This is a genomic window from Mesorhizobium sp. CAU 1741, assembly GCF_039839275.1.
Lineage (GTDB): Bacteria > Pseudomonadota > Alphaproteobacteria > Rhizobiales > Rhizobiaceae > Aerobium.
Genome location: NZ_JBDOQP010000002.1, coordinates 201,073 through 220,932 on the forward strand (window position 1 = coordinate 201,073; position 19,860 = coordinate 220,932).

General features: G+C 63.4%; 15 protein-coding genes. 6 read left to right on the top strand and 9 right to left on the bottom strand.

Annotated features, from left to right (window positions below):
* Positions 1-27 precede the first annotated feature (27 nt).
* The 9 genes from AAFN84_RS07930 to AAFN84_RS07970 all read right to left on the bottom strand — a co-directional run bounded on the left by AAFN84_RS07930 (position 28) and on the right by AAFN84_RS07970 (position 11,684).
* A complete protein-coding gene (locus AAFN84_RS07930) occupies positions 28-1,170 on the bottom strand; it encodes a YcaO-like family protein (RefSeq protein ID WP_347514023.1) in 1,143 nt (380 codons plus the stop codon).
* Between the two features lie 9 nt (positions 1,171-1,179).
* The gene (gene glpK / locus AAFN84_RS07935) at positions 1,180-2,673 is read right to left on the bottom strand and encodes a glycerol kinase GlpK (RefSeq protein WP_347514024.1); all 1,494 of its coding nucleotides are present in this window, start codon (positions 2,671-2,673) and stop codon (positions 1,180-1,182) included.
* Between the two features lie 28 nt (positions 2,674-2,701).
* Complete coding sequence (gene glpD / locus AAFN84_RS07940) at positions 2,702-4,207, bottom strand: glycerol-3-phosphate dehydrogenase (RefSeq protein WP_347514025.1); 1,506 nt, start codon at positions 4,205-4,207, stop codon at positions 2,702-2,704.
* 125 nt (positions 4,208-4,332) lie between these two features.
* The gene (gene scpA / locus AAFN84_RS07945) at positions 4,333-6,471 is read right to left on the bottom strand and encodes a methylmalonyl-CoA mutase (RefSeq protein WP_347514026.1); all 2,139 of its coding nucleotides are present in this window, start codon (positions 6,469-6,471) and stop codon (positions 4,333-4,335) included.
* A 219-nt stretch (positions 6,472-6,690) separates the two neighbouring features.
* The gene (locus tag AAFN84_RS07950; protein WP_347514027.1) at positions 6,691-8,697 is read right to left on the bottom strand and encodes an acetyl/propionyl/methylcrotonyl-CoA carboxylase subunit alpha; all 2,007 of its coding nucleotides are present in this window, start codon (positions 8,695-8,697) and stop codon (positions 6,691-6,693) included.
* Positions 8,697-9,608, bottom strand: a complete 912-nt coding sequence (gene yghU, locus AAFN84_RS07955; protein ID WP_347514028.1) for a glutathione-dependent disulfide-bond oxidoreductase — start codon at positions 9,606-9,608, stop codon at positions 8,697-8,699. Before yghU ends, AAFN84_RS07950 begins: the two co-directional genes overlap by 1 nt.
* Before the next feature lie 34 nt (positions 9,609-9,642).
* Positions 9,643-9,927 (bottom strand): DUF2442 domain-containing protein, encoded by a 285-nt coding sequence (locus AAFN84_RS07960; protein WP_347514029.1) that lies wholly within the window; start codon positions 9,925-9,927, stop codon positions 9,643-9,645.
* Positions 9,908-10,144, bottom strand: coding sequence for a DUF4160 domain-containing protein (locus tag AAFN84_RS07965; protein ID WP_347514030.1), 237 nt, complete (start codon positions 10,142-10,144; stop codon positions 9,908-9,910). The genes AAFN84_RS07960 and AAFN84_RS07965 overlap by 20 nt, the downstream gene beginning before the upstream one ends.
* Before the next feature lie 7 nt (positions 10,145-10,151).
* On the bottom strand, positions 10,152-11,684 hold the full coding sequence (locus tag AAFN84_RS07970; RefSeq protein ID WP_347514031.1) for an acyl-CoA carboxylase subunit beta: 1,533 nt from the start codon (positions 11,682-11,684) through the stop codon (positions 10,152-10,154).
* A 180-nt stretch (positions 11,685-11,864) separates the two neighbouring features.
* Between AAFN84_RS07970 and AAFN84_RS07975 the strand changes: the two genes are divergently transcribed.
* The 6 genes from AAFN84_RS07975 to pimC all read left to right on the top strand — a co-directional run bounded on the left by AAFN84_RS07975 (position 11,865) and on the right by pimC (position 19,860).
* The gene (locus AAFN84_RS07975) at positions 11,865-13,274 is read left to right on the top strand and encodes an XRE family transcriptional regulator (protein WP_347514032.1); all 1,410 of its coding nucleotides are present in this window, start codon (positions 11,865-11,867) and stop codon (positions 13,272-13,274) included.
* A gap of 97 nt (positions 13,275-13,371) precedes the next feature.
* On the top strand, positions 13,372-14,436 hold the full coding sequence (locus AAFN84_RS07980; RefSeq protein ID WP_347514033.1) for an enoyl-CoA hydratase/isomerase family protein: 1,065 nt from the start codon (positions 13,372-13,374) through the stop codon (positions 14,434-14,436).
* 82 nt (positions 14,437-14,518) lie between these two features.
* Positions 14,519-15,313 carry a 3-oxoadipate enol-lactonase gene (gene pcaD / locus AAFN84_RS07985; protein ID WP_347514034.1) on the top strand — a complete coding sequence of 265 codons (795 nt, stop codon included), beginning with the start codon at positions 14,519-14,521 and terminating at the stop codon, positions 15,311-15,313.
* A 37-nt stretch (positions 15,314-15,350) separates the two neighbouring features.
* Positions 15,351-17,444: a 3-hydroxyacyl-CoA dehydrogenase NAD-binding domain-containing protein gene (locus tag AAFN84_RS07990; protein WP_347514035.1), complete on the top strand. Its 2,094-nt coding sequence runs from the start codon at positions 15,351-15,353 to the stop codon at positions 17,442-17,444.
* A 21-nt stretch (positions 17,445-17,465) separates the two neighbouring features.
* Positions 17,466-18,647: an acetyl-CoA C-acyltransferase gene (locus AAFN84_RS07995; RefSeq protein WP_347514036.1), complete on the top strand. Its 1,182-nt coding sequence runs from the start codon at positions 17,466-17,468 to the stop codon at positions 18,645-18,647.
* 10 nt (positions 18,648-18,657) lie between these two features.
* Positions 18,658-19,860: a pimeloyl-CoA dehydrogenase large subunit gene (pimC, locus tag AAFN84_RS08000; protein ID WP_347514037.1), complete on the top strand. Its 1,203-nt coding sequence runs from the start codon at positions 18,658-18,660 to the stop codon at positions 19,858-19,860.

The window sequence follows — 19,860 nt, forward strand, 5'->3', positions numbered from 1 at the left end:
CAGGAACCAGACCAGGCTCCCCTGATACTAAAATAGCGCGATGGAGGGAATGTCGAGCGTCGTTCGGCGCCTCTGTTCGCGGAGGCGCGATGTTTCCACTGCTGAAGGATGGCCCTGCAGCAGCGGCGCCACCGCCTTGACCACCGGAATGTCCAGGTCGCGATTGGTGAGGTCTGCCGCGAAGACTTCGATGCCGGACGCGCCCATCAGCGCGACGATGTCCTTGAGAGACGAAAAGGCCGGATTTCCGGCCTGCTCGCCCGATTCGATGCCCTCAAGAATTGCGTCATCCGCATGCAACGTCGTCATCCGCGCGAGCTGATCCCGCTCCGTGGGCGCAAGCGCGTCGAGACCGCTACGCTCATGTTTGAGCGCCACCAGCCGGTTGCCAAGCTCCATCTGCAGGAGCTCGTTTAGCGCCGCGCGGCCCGCGGCATTCCGGTCGGCTCGGGCGCCGAAGCCCGCTGCGATGCCCTGGCCATCCGACCGGCAGGAAAGTGCCGCGACGACAGGAACGCCGATTTCCGTCGTCAGGTCGAGAAACCAGGTACGGCGGTCATTGTCGTCGCCTCGAAGACGAGCGATGGCGGCGTCAAGGTCCATGTCCGCAAACCGCCCTGGCTGCCGGCCTCCACGCCACCACAAGGCCACCGCGTCACGTTCGATCAGTTCAAGGACAGCCGACAGTGTCGCATCCTTGACGGTCCGCCCTGCGGCACAGCCGGAACTGAGCACCACGCCGGCTGGAGCGTAGTCGCGCAGGCACAACGCTACGGGCAGCGCCGCTGCCGAGCCATCGGAAAGGCGAACCGCATCCAACCAGTGGCAGTGGCCCTCGTTCAATCCGGCAAGCGCCAGAAGTCGCTCGCACTCCTCGGCCGTGAGGCCGCCGGGTTCAGGAGACAGGACAGGCGTGCGCGGGTTGAGATGCGCAAATTGCGAAAGTGTCTCGACCACCTCGCCCATGCAGCGGCGAAATGCACGTTCGCGGTCAGCATCCGCGGCGCCGGCCGAGTATTTCCGCTCTTCGCCATCGGGCGTTTGGACGGTGAAACGTCCGCCGAAGAGGATGCCCCCTGGTGCATCCGGCAATTCCATTCCGAACAGGTCGTCCATGCGCTGTGCCGCGCGCTGCAGCCGGATAAAATCCTCGTCTTCCGCGTCGACCACCAGGATGACCTAGGCGCTGGAAAGCGTTCGGCGGACGGCATCGGCCCAGCCTGCAAGCTTGCGCTTGCGCGATGACGCGTCCATCGACGGTTCGAAGCGGCGGTCGAGCGCCCAGTTCGCCGCAAAGCCCTTCGCGTCGGGCCAAACGCCGGCACGAGAGCCGGCAAGCCACGCTGCGCCAAGAGCCGTCGTCTCGAGGATGGTCGGGCGATCTACCGGGGCATCGAGCAGGTCGGCGAGGCGCTGCATCGTCCAGTCCGAGGCGACCATGCCGCCGTCGACGCGAAGGACCGTCTGCGATGAATCCGCCTTCCAGTCCTTGTGCATGGCACGAAGGAGATCATGTGTCTGGAAGGCGACCGACTCCAGCGCCGCACGCGCAAATTCCGCCGGACCCGAATTGCGCGTGAGCCCAAAGATCGCTCCCCTCGCCTCCGCGTCCCAGTGCGGCGCACCGAGACCGACAAAGGCGGGGACCAGATAGACGGCCTGCGTGTCGTCCGCACCGGCAGCCAACGCTCCGCTTTCGTCCGCCTTGCCGATGACATTCAGTCCGTCGCGCAGCCACTGGACCGCGGCGCCGGCGATGAAGATCGAGCCTTCCAGCGCATAGGTCGTCTTGCCGTCGAGGCGATAGGCGATGGTCGAAAGCAGCCGGTTCTTGGAGCGCACCAGCGCCTCGCCGGTGTTGAGCAGCGCGAAACACCCGGTTCCATAGGTCGACTTGATCATGCCCGGCTCGAAGCAGGCCTGACCGATGGTCGCCGCCTGCTGGTCGCCGGCAACGCCGAGTATCGGTATCTCCGCCCCGAACAGCTTGTCGTCGGTGACACCGAAGTCGGCGGCACAGTCCTTCACCTCGGGAAGCATCGCTGCAGGGATTTTCAGGATGTCGAGAAGTTCGGCATCCCAATCGTTCGTCTGAATGTTGAATACAAGCGTGCGGGACGCGTTGGTTGCGTCCGTGACATGCGCCTTGCCGCCCGTGAGCCGCCAGATGAGGAAACTGTCGATCGTGCCCGCGAGCAGTTCGCCCTTGCGGGCGCGGCCGCGTGCGCCCTTCACGTGGTCCAGCAGCCAGGCGAACTTGGTCCCTGAGAAATAAGGATCGAGAAGCAGTCCGGTCGTTTTCGAGAATTTCGGTTCTAGACCCTGTTTCTTCAGTTTCTCGCACATGCCGGCGGTGCGGCGATCCTGCCAGACGATGGCGTTGTGGATCGGCTCACCCGTGGCCCTGTCCCATATCACCACCGTCTCGCGCTGGTTGGTGATGCCGATTGCCGCGATGTCGGCGGCCGAAAGCTGCGCCTTCTTCAGGGCAGTCTTCACGGCCCATACCACGGTCGACCAGATTTCCTCGGGATCATGCTCGACCCAGCCCGATTGCGGGAAATGCTGGGTAAATTCCTTCTGCGCGATCGAAACGATCTTCATCTCCGGATCGAAGACGATCGCCCTGCTCGACGTCGTGCCCTGGTCGATTGCTAGGACATAACCGGTCATGCTTCCTCCCCCGAAGACGCGAAAATCGCTATGCGCTGACGGCTTCACGCATAAAGGATTCGAGCGCCGTGGTTTCCTCGTCCGTCAGCCTCAGGCCACGCTTGGTGCGGCGCCACAACACGTCCTGGCTGCCCACTGCCCACTCGTTGGCGATGAGGTAGCGCACTTCCGCCTCGTAGAGATCGGCGCCGAAACAGCGACCGAGATCTTCAAGGGCGCCGGCATTGCCAAGCAGAACGCGCGCCCGGGTCCCGTAGAGCCGCATGAGGCGCCGCGCATGAAAGCCTTCCAGGAACGGATAATCCGCCTGCAGCCGCGCCACCTCCGCCTCGAACGCTTGCGCGGGGAAATCCCCGCCGGGAAGCGGTGCGCCACTCGTCCAGGCAGGCCCCTTGCGCCCGAGATAGTCCTCGATCTTTTCCAGCACATGCTCGGCCAGACGGCGGTACGTTGTGATCTTGCCGCCGAAGATGTTGATAAGAGGCGCTTCCCCGTCGCCGCCCTCGGCTTTCAGCACATAGTCACGCGTCGCCTCCTGGGCCTTGGAGGCTCCGTCGTCGTACAGCGGACGCACCGCAGAATAGGTCCAGACGATGTCCTCGTGGCGCACCGGCTCGGCGAAATACTCGCTTGCAGCGGCACACAGATAATCGGTCTCCTCGTCGGTGATGCGAACGTCCTTCGGATCGCCGTCATAGTCGCGATCGGTCGTGCCGATCAGCGTGAAGTCTTCCTCATAGGGAATCGCAAAGACAATGCGCCCGTCCGAGTTCTGGAAGAAGAAGGCGCGCGGATCGTCGAACTTCTTCTCGATGACGATATGGCTGCCCTGGACCAGGCGGACATTGTGGGCGCTGTTGCGCCCCATGGCCGTGCCCAGCACCTCGTCGATCCATGGCCCAGCCGCATTGACCAGCAGGCGCGAGCGAACCGTCCAGCGCCTGCCGCTCCCGTCCTCCAGTTGCAGCGTCCACATGCCCTGGTCACGGCGCGCATCGACGACTTTCGACCGGGTTGCGATCACGGCGCCGCGGTCGGCGGCATCGCGGGCATTGAGCACGACGAAACGCGCGTCATTGACCCAGCAATCCGAATATTCGAACGCGCGCGTAAACAGCTTCTTCAACGGCCGGCCCGCCGGGTCGCGGGTCATGTCGAGGGTGCGTGTCTTCGGCAACAGCTTGCGCCCGCCGATGTGATCGTAAAGGAAGAGACCCAGCCGCAGGAGCCACGCCGGCCGCAGGCCTTTGTGATGCGGCAACACAAACCGCATTGGCCAGACGATGTGGGGAGCGTTCCGCCACAGCACCTCGCGTTCCATCAGCGCCTCGCGCACGAGCCGGAACTCATAATGTTCGAGATAGCGCAGGCCACCATGGATGAGTTTGGTGGAACCGGAGGAGGTGCCGCTCGCCAGGTCGTTCATCTCGGTGAGATAGACCGAGTATCCGCGCCCGACGGCGTCACGCGCGACGCCGCAACCGTTGATGCCGCCACCTATGACGAAGACGTCGTATATTTCAGTCTGGCTCAAGCAGCCCTCCGGACCTCACATATCGCGCTTCCCTGCGCATGCGCGGACCGGGTTTCGCATTCGGCCACGCTAGCCAAAAACGGAGGCAATGAATAGCGTCGACGAATAGCGTCGACGTGGCAAAGTTATTCGTTGCGGCGCTTGCCCTGCATGAGGTCGAGCACCGCGCGGGCCGCGTCCAAAACGTTGGTGCCTGGGCCGAAGACCGCCGCCACGCCGCTGTCGAGCAGAAACTGATAGTCCTGCCGTGGCACGACGCCGCCGACGACGACGATCACGTCCTGCGCGCCCCTGTCCTTCAACGCCTTGACCAGTTGCGGGGCCAAGGTCTTGTGCCCTGCCGCCAGCGACGACATGCCGACCACGTGGACCTTGTTCCTGACGGCTATCTCGGCTGCCTCGTCCGGTGTCTGGAACAGCGGGCCGGCGATTACCTCGAAACCGATGTCGCCAAAGGCCGAGGCAATGATTTTGGCGCCACGGTCGTGGCCGTCCTGCCCGAGCTTGGCGACCAGAAGCTTCGGCGTTTCACCCATCACTTTGGCGAAATCGTCCAGCCGCTGCACCAGCGTCTCGTATTCCGGTTCCCCTTCATAGGCCGCGCCGTAGACCTTGCTGACGACCTCGGGCACGGCGGAATGGTCGCCGAACGCTTCGCGCAACGCGTCGGAAATCTCGCCGAGCGTGGCGCGCGCGCGCGCCGCCTCGACTGCCGCGTCAAGAATGTTGCCCTCGCCGGACCGTGCGACCTCGCGCAGTGAAGCAAGTGTTTCTTCCCACCGCTTTGGGTCGCGCTGGCGGCGCGTCTTCTCGATGCGGGCGATCTGGCTTTCGCGCACCGCCTTGTTATCGATATCGAGGATGTCGAGATCATCCTCGTTTTCGAGGCGGTACTTGTTGACGCCGACGATCACCTCGTCGCCACGGTCAACCGCTGCCTGCCGGCGCGTCGCCGCCTCCTCGATCAGCCGCTTCGGATAGCCGTCATTGACCGCCTTGGTCATGCCGCCCATCTCTTCTATTTCCTCGATCAGTGCCCAGGCTTTCTCCGCCAGTTCACTGGTCAGGCTCTCGACGTAGTAGGAACCCGCCAGCGGGTCGACCACCTTGGTGACGCCGGTCTCGTGCTGGAGAATGAGCTGCGTGTTGCGGGCGATGCGGGCGGAAAATTCCGTCGGCAGCGCGATTGCCTCGTCGAGCGCATTGGTGTGAAGCGACTGGGTCCCGCCAAGTGCCGCCGACATCGCCTCATAGGCCGTGCGAATGACGTTGTTGTACGGGTCCTGCTCCTGCAGCGACACGCCGGACGTCTGGCAATGGGTGCGCAGCATCAGCGAAGACGGCTTCTTCGGCTCGAACTCCTGCATGATGCGGGACCACAACAAGCGCGCGGCGCGCAGCTTGGCGGCTTCCATGAAGAAGTTCATGCCGATAGCGAAGAAGAACGACAGCCGGCCCGCGAACGCGTCGACGTCGAGGCCCTTCTTCAGCGCTGCGCGGACATATTCGCGCCCATCGGCCAGCGTGAAAGCGAGTTCCTGGACCAGCGTCGAACCCGCCTCCTGCATGTGGTAGCCGGAGATGGAGATCGAGTTGAACTTCGGCATGTCCTTTGCCGTGTACTCGATGATATCCGCGATGATCCGCATCGAAGGCTCGGGCGGATAGATGTAGGTATTGCGGACCATGAACTCCTTGAGAATGTCGTTCTGGATGGTCCCCGACAGCTTGTCGCGCGAGACTCCCTGCTCCTCTCCGGCGACAATGAAATTGGCCAGAACCGGGATCACGGCACCGTTCATGGTCATGGAAACGGATATCTGATCGAGCGGGATGCCGTCGAAAAGGATCTTCATGTCCTCGACGGAATCGATCGCCACGCCGGCCTTGCCGACATCGCCCTCGACACGCGGATGGTCGCTATCGTAGCCACGATGGGTGGCAAGGTCGAACGCGACAGAGACGCCCTGCTGCCCGGCTGCCAGCGCCTTGCGATAGAAAGCATTGGATGCTTCCGCCGTCGAAAACCCGGCATATTGCCGGATCGTCCACGGCCTGCCGGCATACATCGTTGCGCGCGGCCCACGCACGAAAGGCTGCATGCCGGGCAGATTGTCGAGATGGTCGATGCCGTCGAGGTCGTCGGCCGTATAGAGCGGCTTGACCGGAATGCCCTCGGGCGTGTTCCAGACCAGCGTGTCGGGGTCGCGCTTGACTTCCTTCTCAGCAAGCGCGCGCCATTTTTCGAGGTCAGGATTGGTCATGAAAGGCTCCTGAGAGGGGGCTCGCTACGTTGCCCCCCTCTGTCCTGCCGGACATCTCCCCCACGAGGGGGGAGATCAGCCGGCCGCTTGGACGATGCTCATTCTGCCACGTTGACGATCCGCGAAAACCGATATGACAACCAATCTCCCCCCTTGTGGGGGAGATGTCCGGCAGGACAGAGGGGGGCGCGAAGAAACGCGGCATCGACAGCATGGCTGCTACTCAAACTCCATGATCAACTCGTCCACCGCCAGGCTCGAGCCCGGCTCGACGGCAACCTTCTTGACCGTGCCGCGCCGTTCGGCACGCAGGACGTTCTCCATCTTCATTGCTTCCACCGTGGCCAGCGCCTGGCCTTCCTGCACCTCGTCGCCTTCTTTCACCGCAACCGCGGTAATGACACCCGGCATCGGGCACAGAAGCATCTTGGACGTATCGGGCGGGAATTTTTCCGGCATCAGCCGGGCGAGTTCGGCAACGCGCGGCGAGCGGACATATGCCTTCACGTCGATGCCGCGCCAGCGCAGGCGATAGGCCGAGTTCACGGCTTGTATCTTGACGCCGATGCGCTTGCCGCCGACGTTGAAATGCGCGTGGCTGCGCCCGGTCAGCCAGTCGGACGTCACGGTCAGTGACGTGTCCTCGTCGAAGCCTACCAGCGTCTTGCCACCCTCGTCGCGGACCGTGACCGCAAACTCGCCTGCGCCATTGAGGCGCACGACCCAGTTTCGGCCGACATGGCGGGGATGGTTCGCCAGCGCGCCCGAAATCAGCACGTTGCGCTTCTGGACGCGCAAATTGATGAAGGCGGCGACGGCAGCCAGTGTCCGCGCCTGCTCATCGCTTGGCTCGACGCCGGAGAAGCCGTCGGGCCATTCTTCGGCAATGAAGGCCGTCGTCAGGCGCCCTTCCTGAAAGCGGGGATGCTCCATCACCGCCGACAGGAACGGCAGGTTGTGCCCGATGCCCTCGACCTCGAAATCGTCGAGCGCCGCGGACATTGCCTTGACCGCCTGCTCCCGGGTTTCCCCCCAGGCGCAGAGCTTGGCGATCATCGGGTCGTAATACATCGAGATTTCGCCGCCCTCGAAGACGCCGGTGTCGTTGCGGATTACCGTGCCGTCCCTCTGCGTGCCTTCTTCGGGCGGCTGGTAGCGGCTCAACCGACCGATCGACGGCAGGAAGTTCCGGAACGGATCCTCGGCGTAGAGGCGGCTTTCGATCGCCCAGCCGTCGAGCTTCACGTCGCCCTGCGCGATGGTCAGTTTCTCGCCGGCGGCAACGCGGATCATCTCCTCGACCAGATCTATGCCGGTTATGAGTTCCGTCACCGGATGCTCGACCTGCAGGCGGGTGTTCATTTCGAGGAAGTAGAAATTGCGGTCGCCGTCGACAATGAATTCGACGGTGCCCGCGGAGTGGTAACCAACGGCCTTGGACAGCGCCACGGCCTGCTCGCCCATCGCCTTGCGCGTCGCTTCATCCAGGAAAGGGGACGGCGCCTCCTCGATCACCTTCTGGTTGCGGCGCTGGATGGAGCACTCGCGCTCGCCGAGATAGATCACGTTGCCATGCTTGTCGCCCAGCACCTGGATCTCGATGTGGCGCGGCTGGGTGACGAACTTCTCGATGAAGATGCGGTCGTCGCCGAAGGACGCTTTCGCCTCGTTCTTCGACGACTGGAACCCCTCGCGCGCCTCCGCGTCGTTCCAGGCGATGCGCATGCCCTTGCCGCCGCCGCCAGCCGACGCCTTGATCATCACCGGATAGCCGATGGACGTCGCGATCTTGACCGCTTCGTCGGCGTCTTCGATCAGCCCCATATGGCCGGGTACCGTCGAGACGCCAGCCTCGGCGGCGAGCTTCTTCGAGGTGATCTTGTCGCCCATCGCCTCGATCGCACCCACCGGTGGGCCGATGAAGGCGACGCCCTCCTTCTCCAGCGCCTGCGCGAAGAGCGGGTTTTCCGACAGGAAGCCATAGCCCGGATGTACGGCGTCCGCGCCCGTCTGGCGGATCGCCTCGATGATCCGGTCGATGACGATGTAGGACTGGCTGGACGGCGCCGGACCGATATGCACCGCCTCATCGGCCTGCTTGACATGCAGCGCTTCCCGGTCGGCGTCCGAGTAAACCGCGACCGTGGCAATGCCGAGCTTCTTGGCGGTGCGGATCACCCTGCAGGCGATCTCGCCACGGTTTGCGATGAGGATTTTCTTGAACATCAGGCGGCCGAAATCTTGTCCTGCGTCTTCAACTCGAAGTCCGATGCGTCATGGCGCTCAGGGAGCTGCTTGGCGGGATCACCGAAGGTGCGGTTGACCATCGAGCCGCGCTCCGCTGCCGGCCGGGCTCCGATCAGCTTGCGCCAGCGCTGGACATTTCCGTACTCCTCGACCGACAGGAAGTCGCCGGCGTCGTCGTAGGCTCCCTTCGCGGCCAGCCTGCCGTACCAGGGCCAGATCGCCATGTCGGCGATCGAGTATTCGCTGCCGGCCATATATTCGTTGTCCGCCAGATGCCGGTCAAGAACGTCCATCTGCCGCTTCACCTCCATGGCATAGCGGTTGATCGCGTATTCGATCTTCACCGGCGCATAGGCGTAGAAGTGACCGAAGCCACCGCCGAGGAACGGCGCGGAGCCCATCTGCCAGAAAAGCCAGTTCATCGCTTCGGTTCGGCCGCGCAGGTCGCTTGGCAGGAAGGCGCCGAACTTCTCGGCCAGATAGACCAGGATCGAGCCGGATTCGAACACGCGCACCGGTGCGCCGCCACCTTTCGGCGCGTGATCGCTCAGCGCCGGAATCTTGGAGTTCGGATTGACGTCGACGAAGCCGGAACCGAACTGGTCGCCATCGCCGATCTTGATCAGCCAGGCGTCGTATTCGGCGCCGGAATGGCCTGCTGCCAGCAGTTCCTCCAGCATGATCGTCACCTTGACGCCGTTCGGCGTGCCCAGCGAATAGAGCTGCAGCGGATGCTTGCCGACGGGCAGGTCCTTGTCATGGGTCGGCCCGGCGATAGGGCGATTGATCGACGCGAACGCGCCGCCCGACGCGGTGTTGGTCCACACCTTCGGCGGGACATAGCCTGCGGGCAGGTTCTTTTCGGGCGGGAACTTTTCAGTGTCGGTCATGATAGCCTCGTAGTGGAAGTGGGGGATTTGGGAATCATTCGGCAGCTCTTGCGGGCGGAACCGCACCTGGCGCCGCGCCACCGATGATCAACGCCTTTGCACTTATATATTCATCGATCTGTTCCCAGCCGACCGCATCGCCAAACGGCAGAATTTCCCAGTTCTTCTGCTGTGCTTCCGACGCGGCGTACAGTCGCGGATACCACCACAACGGCGCTTCGATCCGACGACCGTCTGCCATCTCGAAGATGATGAAGTGGCTGGTCACCTGAACGTCAGAAACCAGAAGCTGCTTTTCGTCAATTTCCAAAGTAGTCATTCCAAGCCTCCAGGAATCGGTGTCTGTTCTCGGTGGCAATCTTGACAATCTCATTCACGTCATGAGCGGCAAAGCCCACGTTCCTGGCAATCCGCATGTCGGCGAGCCAAATCTTCAACTGTCTCTTGTCCTTGAGCACATGAACGTGTGGCGGCTCACCGATCTCTTTCGAGTAGAACAGGAATCTGTGACCGTTCCAACGAAGGACAACCGGCATCTTCCCCTCACAGCGGCATCGTGTCGTGCTTTTTCCAGGGTTGCTCCTGCTTCTTGGTGCGCAGCATTGCGAAGGCGCGGGCGATGCGCCGGCGTGAGGAGTGCGGCATGATCACCTCGTCGATGAAGCCGCGCTCCGCCGCCTTGAACGGGTTGGCGAAGTTGACCTCGTATTCCTTGGTGCGCGCGGCGATCTTGTCGGGATCGCCGAGTTCGGACCGATAGAGGATTTCGGTCGCGCCCTTGGCGCCCATCACCGCGATCTCGGCGGTCGGCCAGGCATAATTCAGGTCGGCGCCGATGTGCTTGGAGGCCATGACGTCGTAGGCGCCACCATAGGCCTTGCGGGTGATCAGCGTGACCATCGGCACGGTGGCCTGGCTGTAGGCGAACAGCAGCTTCGCGCCATGCTTGATGACGCCGCCATATTCCTGCGCGGTGCCCGGCAGGAAGCCCGGGACGTCGACCAGCGTCAGCAGCGGAATGTTGAAGGCATCGCAGAAGCGGACGAAGCGCGCCGCCTTGCGCGAGGAATCGATGTCGAGGCAACCGGCGAGCACCATGGGCTGGTTGGCGACAACTCCGACCGTCTGGCCCTCGATGCGCATCAGGCCGGTGATGATGTTCCTGGCGAAGGCTTCCTGGATTTCGAAGAAGTCGCCCTCGTCGGCCAGCGCGAGGATCAGTTCCTTCATGTCGTAGGGCTTGTTCGCCGAATCCGGGATCAGCGTGTCGAGACGCATTTCCAGCCGCTCGGGATCGTCGTGGAACGGTCGGACAGGCGGCTTTTCGCGATTGTTGAGCGGCAGGTAGTCGAACAGGCGGCGCACCTGCTCCAGCGTCTCGACATCGTCATCATACGCACCGTCGGCGACGGACGATTTCTGGGTATGGGTACGCGCGCCGCCCAGTTCCTCGGCGGTGACGATCTCGTTGGTCACCGTCTTCACAACGTCCGGGCCGGTGACGAACATGTAGGACGAATCGCGCACCATGAAGATGAAGTCGGTCATCGCCGGCGAGTAGACCGCGCCGCCCGCGCACGGTCCCATGATGACCGAGATTTGCGGCACCACGCCTGACGCGTCGACATTGCGCTTGAAAACGTCGGCATAGCCGGCGAGCGAGGCGACACCTTCCTGGATACGCGCGCCGCCGCTGTCGTTCAGGCCTATCACGGGCGCACCATTGCGCACCGCCATGTCCATGATCTTGCAGATTTTCTGTGCATGCGTCTCGGACAGCGAACCACCGAGCACGGTGAAGTCCTGGGAGAAGACATAGACGAGGCGGCCATTGATCGTGCCCCAGCCGGTGACGACGCCGTCGCCAGGATATTGCTGGGACGCCATGTCGAAATCGACGGCGCGATGCGCGACATACATGTCGAATTCTTCGAACGATCCCTCGTCGAGCAGGACTTCGATGCGCTCCCGGGCCGTCAGCTTGCCCTTGGCGTGCTGAGCCTCGATCCGTTTCTGACCGCCACCCAATCTTGCCTGCGCGCGGCGATCGGCCAACTGCTCGAGTATCTCACGCATCAGCGGCAGCCTCGCGGCGCTTCGGATTTGTTCGACATGGGCGTTTCCCGGATTATCGTGGTTGGACGTGTTTTCGTTCGCATCTCCGCGCATAACGTCTTCCATGGCAAGCGAAAAGGCTTGAAAGGGCGGAGGCGCGTAAAGTACATTTTGCAAAATTGCAAAAAGCAAAGTTGCGAAATGCGAAACACCAAGCTTTTCATCGGGCGGAAAGTGCGCGACCTGCGCGAGGCCAACAGGCTGACACAGGCGGCATTCGCGGAACGACTGGGAATTTCCACGAGCTACCTCAACCAGATCGAGAACAATCAGCGCTCGGTCTCGGCTGCCGTGCTGCTGGCGCTGGCCGAGACGTTCCGGATCGACATTGCCGATTTCTCGTCCGGTGAAAGCGACCGGCTGATGTCGGCGCTGCTGGAAGCGGTGAGCGATCCCCTGTTCGAACCCGCCCGCCCGAGCCTGCAGGAAATGAAGCTCGTGGCCCAGAACGCTCCGAGCTTCGCGCACGCGCTGATCACCGCGCACCAGGCCTACCGCCGCAACTCCGAGCAGCTCGCCAGCTTCGACGACACGTTGGGCCGCTCGGCCGCGATCGAGCCCACGCCTTATGAGGAGGTGCGCGACTTCTTCCATTTCGTCGACAATTACATCCACGACCTCGACCTCGCGGCCGAAGACCTCGCGGCGAAGCTTGGCATCCCCGACCGCGACCCATCGGCCGCGCTGCCTGCCTACCTGGAAAAGCGGCACCGCATCCGCATAGAGCGAACAAGCGCGGGTGAGACCGTCCTGCGCCGCTTCGACACAGAGCGCCGGGTGCTTTTCCTCGACCCGTTCTCGCCGGTCTCGACCCGCAGCTTCCAGGCCGCGTTCCAGATCGGCGCCATCGAGATGGCGACGGTGATCGACGCGCTCACCGAGGATGCCGGTTTTCACTCGGCGGAAGCGCGTGAGATCTGCCGCATCGGCCTGTGCAACTATTTCGCCGGCGCGCTGATGATGCCCTACGAGGCGCTGCTCGCCTCGGCTAGGGAACTGCGCCACGACCTCGAGCTTCTGGCCATGCGCTTCGGCGCCAGCATCGAGCAGGTCGCGCACCGGTTGTCGACCCTCCAGCGGCCTGGCCGCAAGGGCGTGCCGATCTTCTTCGCCCGCATCGACCGGGCCGGCAACATCACCAAGCGCCATAGCGCCGCCAAGCTGCAATTCGCCCGCTTCGGCGCTGCCTGCCCGCTGTGGAACGTGCACCAGGCATTCGAACAGCCGGGCCGCATCATTCGCCAGCTCGCCGAGACCCCCGACGGCGCGCGCTATCTGTGCCTGGCGACGGAGATCGCCAAGGGTGGCGGCGGGTTTCGCGCGCCACAGCGCCGCTACGCGATCGCGGTCGGCTGCGAGGTCACCCATGCGGGCGATTTCGTCTATGCCGACGACATGGACCTGACCAACCGTGCCGGCTTCGACCCCATCGGCATCTCGTGCCGCATCTGCGAACGCGCCAACTGCGCACAACGCGCCGTGCCGCCGCTAAAGCGACGGCTGGTGGTGGACCGCAACCTGCGGGGCGCCGTGCCCTACGGGCTGGATTAGCGCCCGGGCGCACAGCGGCTGCGCGCTTTTTGACGTTCCAGCCCTATCGTTTGGCGCTATGGTTCCGGGCAAATCAAAGCAGGGAGGCATGAACCGGATGACCATCGAACCCGAAATCCTGTTCGAAAAGCGCGGGCGAGCCGGCATCGTTACGCTGAACCGGCCCAAGGCGCTGAATGCGCTCAACGCCAACATGGTCAGGCTCATGCATCCGCAGATGGCGGCTTGGGCGGAGGATCCGTCGGTTGAACTCGTCATCGTCCGCGCGGCTGGCGAGAAGGCATTCTGCGCCGGCGGCGACATCCGTCAACTTCATGATTGGGGCAAGGCGAACGACCCCGCCATGCGCGCCTTTTATGCCGATGAATACCGGCTCAACGCCTATATCAAGACCTACCCTAAGCCCTATGTCGCCCTCATCGAAGGGATCGTGATGGGCGGCGGCGTCGGACTGTCGGTGCATGGCAGCCATCGGGTGGCAGGCGAGCGACTGATGTTTGCCATGCCGGAAACGGGCATCGGTTTTTTTCCCGACGTCGGCGGCACCTATTTCCTGCCGCGCATGCCGGGCAAGGTCGGCACGTGGCTGGCATTGACCGCCTCGCGGCTGGGACAGGCGGATGCGGTCTGGTCGGGCTTTGCGACGCATGCCGTCGCGTCGGCGGATATCGAAGCCGTGGCCGAGGCGCTGTGCGAGAAGGGCAACCCTACCGATACGCTGGCAGCATTCGCACGTCAGCCTGGGGCCTCCGCACCGTCACGAGCGCTGGTCCCGGTCATCGATCGGTGCTTCTCTGCCGACACCGTCGAGGACATTCTCGATCGCCTCGATAAGGAAAGCGGCGAGCATGCCGAATGGGCGCAGAAGCAGGCCGCTGTGATGCGCACCAAGTCGCCGACGAGCCTGAAGATCGCTCTGCGCCAGATGCAGGAAGGCGCGAAAGCGGATTTCGCCGAATGCATGCGCATCGAGTATCGCATCGTCACGCGGGTCGCCAAGGGCGTCGATTTCTACGAGGGCGTCCGCGCGGTCATCATCGACAAGGACAATGCGCCCCAGTGGCAGCCCGCCTCGCTTGCGGACGTCTCGGATGCCGATGTCGACGCTTATTTTGCGCCGTTGCCAGACGAACTCGACGTGCCGACCCCGCCTCGCGCCTAAAAAACCGAAACCTCACGATTGACTCCGCGCTCCCGCGCTGCAACATACTGAGTAGTATGTTTTCCGGAAGGGAGGAGCCGGCATGACGTTCACAAGAGTGAATGGCGTCGTTCTGCATCACGAGGTCCGCGGCAACGCCAATGGCCCTGTCGTGGTGTTCTCAAATTCGCTGGGGACCGATTTTCGCATCTGGAACGAGGTAGCCGCCGCGCTTTCGGACCGCTATCGCATTGTTCTCTACGACAAGCGCGGCCACGGCCTGTCCGAGGCCACGCCGGCACCCTACAGTTTGCAGGATCATGTCGGCGACCTGTCCGCCCTGCTCGATCATCTCGGGGTCGAGACGGCGGCGGTGGTGGGCCTCTCGGTTGGCGGCCAGATCGCACAAGGCCTTGCTGCGGCCAGGCCGGAACTGGTCAAATTCCTGGTTCTCTGCGACACCGCCCACAAGATCGGCACCACCGACATGTGGAACACACGCATCGAGACGGTAATGTCGCAAGGCATCAATGCCATCGCGGACGCGATCATGGAACGCTGGTTCACGCCGTCCTATCGCTCGCCCGACAATGCCGATTTCGTCGGCTACACCGCGATGCTGACACGCACGACGGTCGATGGCTATGCCGGGACCTGCGCTGCACTCCGGGACGCCGACCTGACTCAGTCGACCAGCGCTCTGGAACTACCGGCCCTTTGCATCGTCGGCGATCAGGACGGCTCCACTCCCCCGGATCTCGTCCGCTCCACGTCGAACCTGATCGATGGCGCGCGGTTCGAGATCGTGGCAGGAGCCGGACACATTCCGTGCGTAGAACAGCCTGAAGAGACCATCCGGCTGATCTCGGCGTTCCTGGCTGAAAAAGGCTGGCACTGACGCGCCGGTTCAATGGCATGACAAAGAGGATTCAGCGATGAGCGACTATGTGACATCAACGCGCGACGGCGAGATCGCCATCGTCACGATCGACAACCCGCCGGTCAACGCGCTGAGCCATCATCTTCGCGAACCTCTTTTCAAGGCGCTTGAAGCCGCGCGCGACGATGCGTCGGTCGAGGGTATCGTGCTTGCATGCGCCGGCCGCACCTTCGTTTCCGGTGCCGACATCACCGAGTTCGGTTCACCGAAGGCACTGGCCGAACCCAACCTGCCGCAGCTTTGCGCGCTGCTTGAATCGCTGCCGAAACCAGCGGTCGCTGCCATTCACGGCACCGCGCTTGGCGGCGGCCTCGAACTTGCGCTTTCCTGTCATTATCGCGTCGCGGACAAGGGTGCCAAGGTCGGCCTGCCGGAAGTCAAGCTCGGGCTCGTGCCCGGTTCGGGCGGTACCGTGCGCCTGCCGCGGCTGACGGGCCCGGAAGCCGCGCTGAAGATGATCGTGTCCGGCAACCCAATCGGCGCGTCCCAGGCGCTTGCCGCTGGCGTCGTCGACGCCGTTGCCGAAAGCGATCTTCTCGCCGAGGCGGTCGCCTTTGCCAAGGCCAAGGTGAAGGAAGGTGGTCCGCACGTCGCGGTGCGCAACCGCGACGAGAAACTCGCCGCCGCACGCGCCGACCTCGCCGGCTTCGACGCGGTGGCAAAGGAACTGACCAAGAAGGCGCGCGGGCTCGAGGCTCCGCTCGCGTGCGTGCAGTCGGTGCGCAACGCGATCACGCTGCCCTTCGACGAAGCGTTGAAGAAGGAGCGGGAATTTTTCATCAACCTCGTCGCCGGGGATCAATCGCGTGCGCAGCGTCACCTTTTCTTTGCGGAACGCGAGGCAGCCAAGGTTCCCGGCGTCGGCAAGGAGACGAAGCCACGCAGCATCGCCAAGGTGGGCGTCATCGGCGCTGGCACGATGGGTGGCGGCATCGCCATGTCCTTCGTCAATGGCGGCGTTCCGGTGACGATGCTGGAGATGAGTGACGAGGCGCTCGATCGTGGACTCGCAACCATCGAGAAGAACTACTCGATTTCCGTGTCGCGCGGTTCATTGAAGGAAGAAGAGAAGCAGGCGCGCATGGCCCGCTTCTCTCGCACGACCGACTACGCCGATCTGGCCGACTGCGACCTGATCATCGAGGCCGTTTTCGAGGAAATGTCTGTCAAGAAAGACGTCTTCGGGAAAATCGATGCGATTGCCAAGCCCGGCGCGATCCTCGCCACCAACACGTCCTATCTCGACGTCAACGAAATCGCCGCCTCAACCAAGCGGCCGCAGGACGTGGTCGGCCTGCACTTCTTCTCGCCCGCCAACGTGATGAAGCTGCTTGAAATCGTGCGCGGCGAAAAGACGGCGGACGACGTTCTGGTCACCGCTCTCGCGCTTGGCCGCAAGATCGGCAAGGTGCCTGTCGTCGTCGGTGTCTGCCACGGCTTCGTCGGCAACCGCATGCTCGGCGCGCGGGGCGACGACCTCGAAGCCCTCCTGCTCGAGGGAGCGACACCGGAGCAGGTCGACAAGGTCTTCACCGATTTCGGCTTCCCGATGGGGCCGTTCGCGATGTGGGATCTGGCCGGGCTCGACATCGGCTGGCGCAACAGGAAGGCGCTCGGCAAAACGGCGGTCATTGCCGATGCCGTCTGCGAGATGGGCCGCTATGGGCAGAAGACCAGCAAGGGCATGTACCTGTACGAAGCAGGCTCACGCACACCAAAGCCCGACCCGGAAATTGCTAGGCTGATCGAAGCGAAAGCCGAGGAACTCGGCATCCAGCGCCGCGCAATTTCCGACCAGGAGATCATCGAACGGACGCTCTATCCGATGATCAACGAGGGCACGCTGATCCTCGAAGAAGGGATCGCGGCGCGCGCCTCCGACATCGATATCGTCTGGGCGAACGGCTACGGCTTCCCTATCGGCAAGGGCGGCCCGATGTTCTGGGCAGACCTTGAGGGCCTGCCGAAGATCGTCGAGCGGCTGGAACACTGGCACGAAAAGACCGGCAAGACAGTGTTCAAGCCATCCGCTCTCATCAGGTCGTCGGCCGCAGACCAACAGAAACTCGCCAGCCGCACAGCGGCGTGAGGCATCTCAGGGAGGAATTTCATGGCTGAGGCCGTCATCGTATCCACCGCCCGCACCCCGATCGGCAAGGCCTATCGCGGCGGGTTCAACGACACCGAGGGCCACGCGCTCGGCGCGCATGCCATCCGCCATGCGCTCGAACGCTCCGGCCTCGACGCGGGGCAGATCGAAGACGTGGTGATGGGGTGCGCCATGCAGGAAGGCACCACCGGCCTTAACGTGGCGCGGCGCGCGCTCTTGTCGGCCGGCCTGCCGGTGACCGTCGCCGGCACGACCATCGATCGGCAATGCTCGTCCGGTCTCCAGTCCATGGCATTGCTGGCGAACGCCATCCGCAATGACGGCGTGGTGGCGGGGATCGCTGGCGGGCTGGAATCCATCAGCCTCGTGCAGAACGACCATCGCAACACCTTCCATTTGGTCGACAAGTCGCTCTCTGGCCCCGCCGCCGACGTCTATCTGCCGATGATCGACACGGCCGAGAACGTCTCGAAGCGCTACGGCATCTCGCGCGAGAAGCAGGACGAATACGGGCTCGAAAGCCAGCGTCGCGTTGCCGCCGCGCGCGAGGCCGGAAAGTTCGACGACGAGATCGCCCCGATCAGGACGCGCATGGCCGTCATCGACAAGGAGACCAAGGAAGTCAGCCACCGCGACGTCGAGATTGCGCATGACGAAGGTCCGCGCCCCGAGACGACGGCGGAGGGCCTTGCAGCGCTCAAGCCCGTTCGCGAGGGCGGTACGATCACGGCGGGCAATGCCAGCCAGCTTTCCGATGGGGCTTCGGCCAACGTAATGATGAGTTCTAAGGACGCCGAAAAGCGCGGCCTGCAACCGCTCGGCATCTTTCGCGGCTTCGCCGTTGCCGGCTGCGAACCCGACGAGATGGGCATCGGCCCGGTCTTCGCCGTGCCGCGGCTGCTCGAACGGCATGGGCTCAAGATCGACGACATCGGCCTTTGGGAACTGAACGAGGCATTCGCGGTGCAGGTCATCTACTGCCGCGACCGGCTCGCCATCGACCCGGACAAGCTCAACGTGAACGGTGGCGCGATCGCGGTCGGCCACCCCTACGGCATGAGCGGCTCGCGGTTGGCCGGCCATGCGCTGATCGAAGGCAAGCGTCGCGGCGTGAAATACGCGGTCGTAACGATGTGCGTCGGCGGTGGCATGGGCGCGGCCGGGCTGTTCGAGATCGCTTGAGGAGACTAACATGGACCTTCGCTACACAGACGAGGAACTGGCCTTCCGCGACGACGTGCGGGCGTTCCTGAAGGAGAACCTGTCCGAGGACATCCGCCGCAAGCTGGTCGACGGCGAGCACATGGACAAGGACGATCTCGTCGCCTGGTCGCGTATCCTCAACGCCAAGGGCTGGGCCGTTCCGCACTGGCCGCAGGAGCATGGCGGCACTGGATGGGACCCGATGCGGCAATACATCTTCCTTGAAGAGACGCAGAAATGGCCGGCGCCGCAGCCCTTGGCCTTCGGCGTCAACATGGTCGGCCCGGTGATCTACACCTTCGGCAATGCCGAGCAGAAGGCGAAATACCTGCCACGCATCGCCAATCTCGACGACTGGTGGTGCCAGGGTTTTTCCGAGCCCGGTGCAGGCTCGGATCTGGCTTCGCTCAAGACCCGCGCGGTGCGCGAAGGCGACCACTACATCATCAACGGCCAGAAGACCTGGACGACGCTGGCGCAATACGCTGACTGGATCTTCTGCCTCGTGCGGACCAATCCCGAGGCCAAGAAGCAGGAAGGCATCTCGTTCCTGCTGATCGACATGAAGACGCCGGGCATCGAGGTCCGTCCGATCGTCACGATCGACGGCGGCAGGGAGATCAACGAAGTCTTCTTCACGGACGTGAAGGTGCCGGTGGAGAACCTCGTCGGCGAGGAGAACAAGGGCTGGGACTATGCGAAGTTCCTGCTCGGCAACGAACGCACCAACATCGCGCGCGTCGGCATGTCGAAGCAGCGCATCGCCCGCATCCGCGAATTGGCCGGCAAGGAAATGTCGAGCGGCCGGCCGCTGATAGAGGATGAGCGGTTCCTCGAAAAACTGACGGCGGTGGAGATCGAACTGAAGGCGCTGGAGCTCACGCAGCTACGCGTCGTCGCCGCCGATGCCAAGCGCGGCAAGACCGGCCGACCGGACCCGGCATCCTCCATCCTCAAGATCAAGGGGTCTGAGATCCAGCAGGCGACGACATGGCTGCTGATGCAGGTCATGGGGCCGCACGCCCTGCCCTATCACGAGCATGGCATCGATGGCTCCAACGAGCCGCCGATCGAACCGGACTATGCCGCAACTGCGGCACCAACCTATTTCAACTTTCGCAAGGTCTCGATCTATGGCGGCTCGAACGAGATCCAGAAGAACATCATCGCCAAGGCCGTTCTCGGTCTCTAG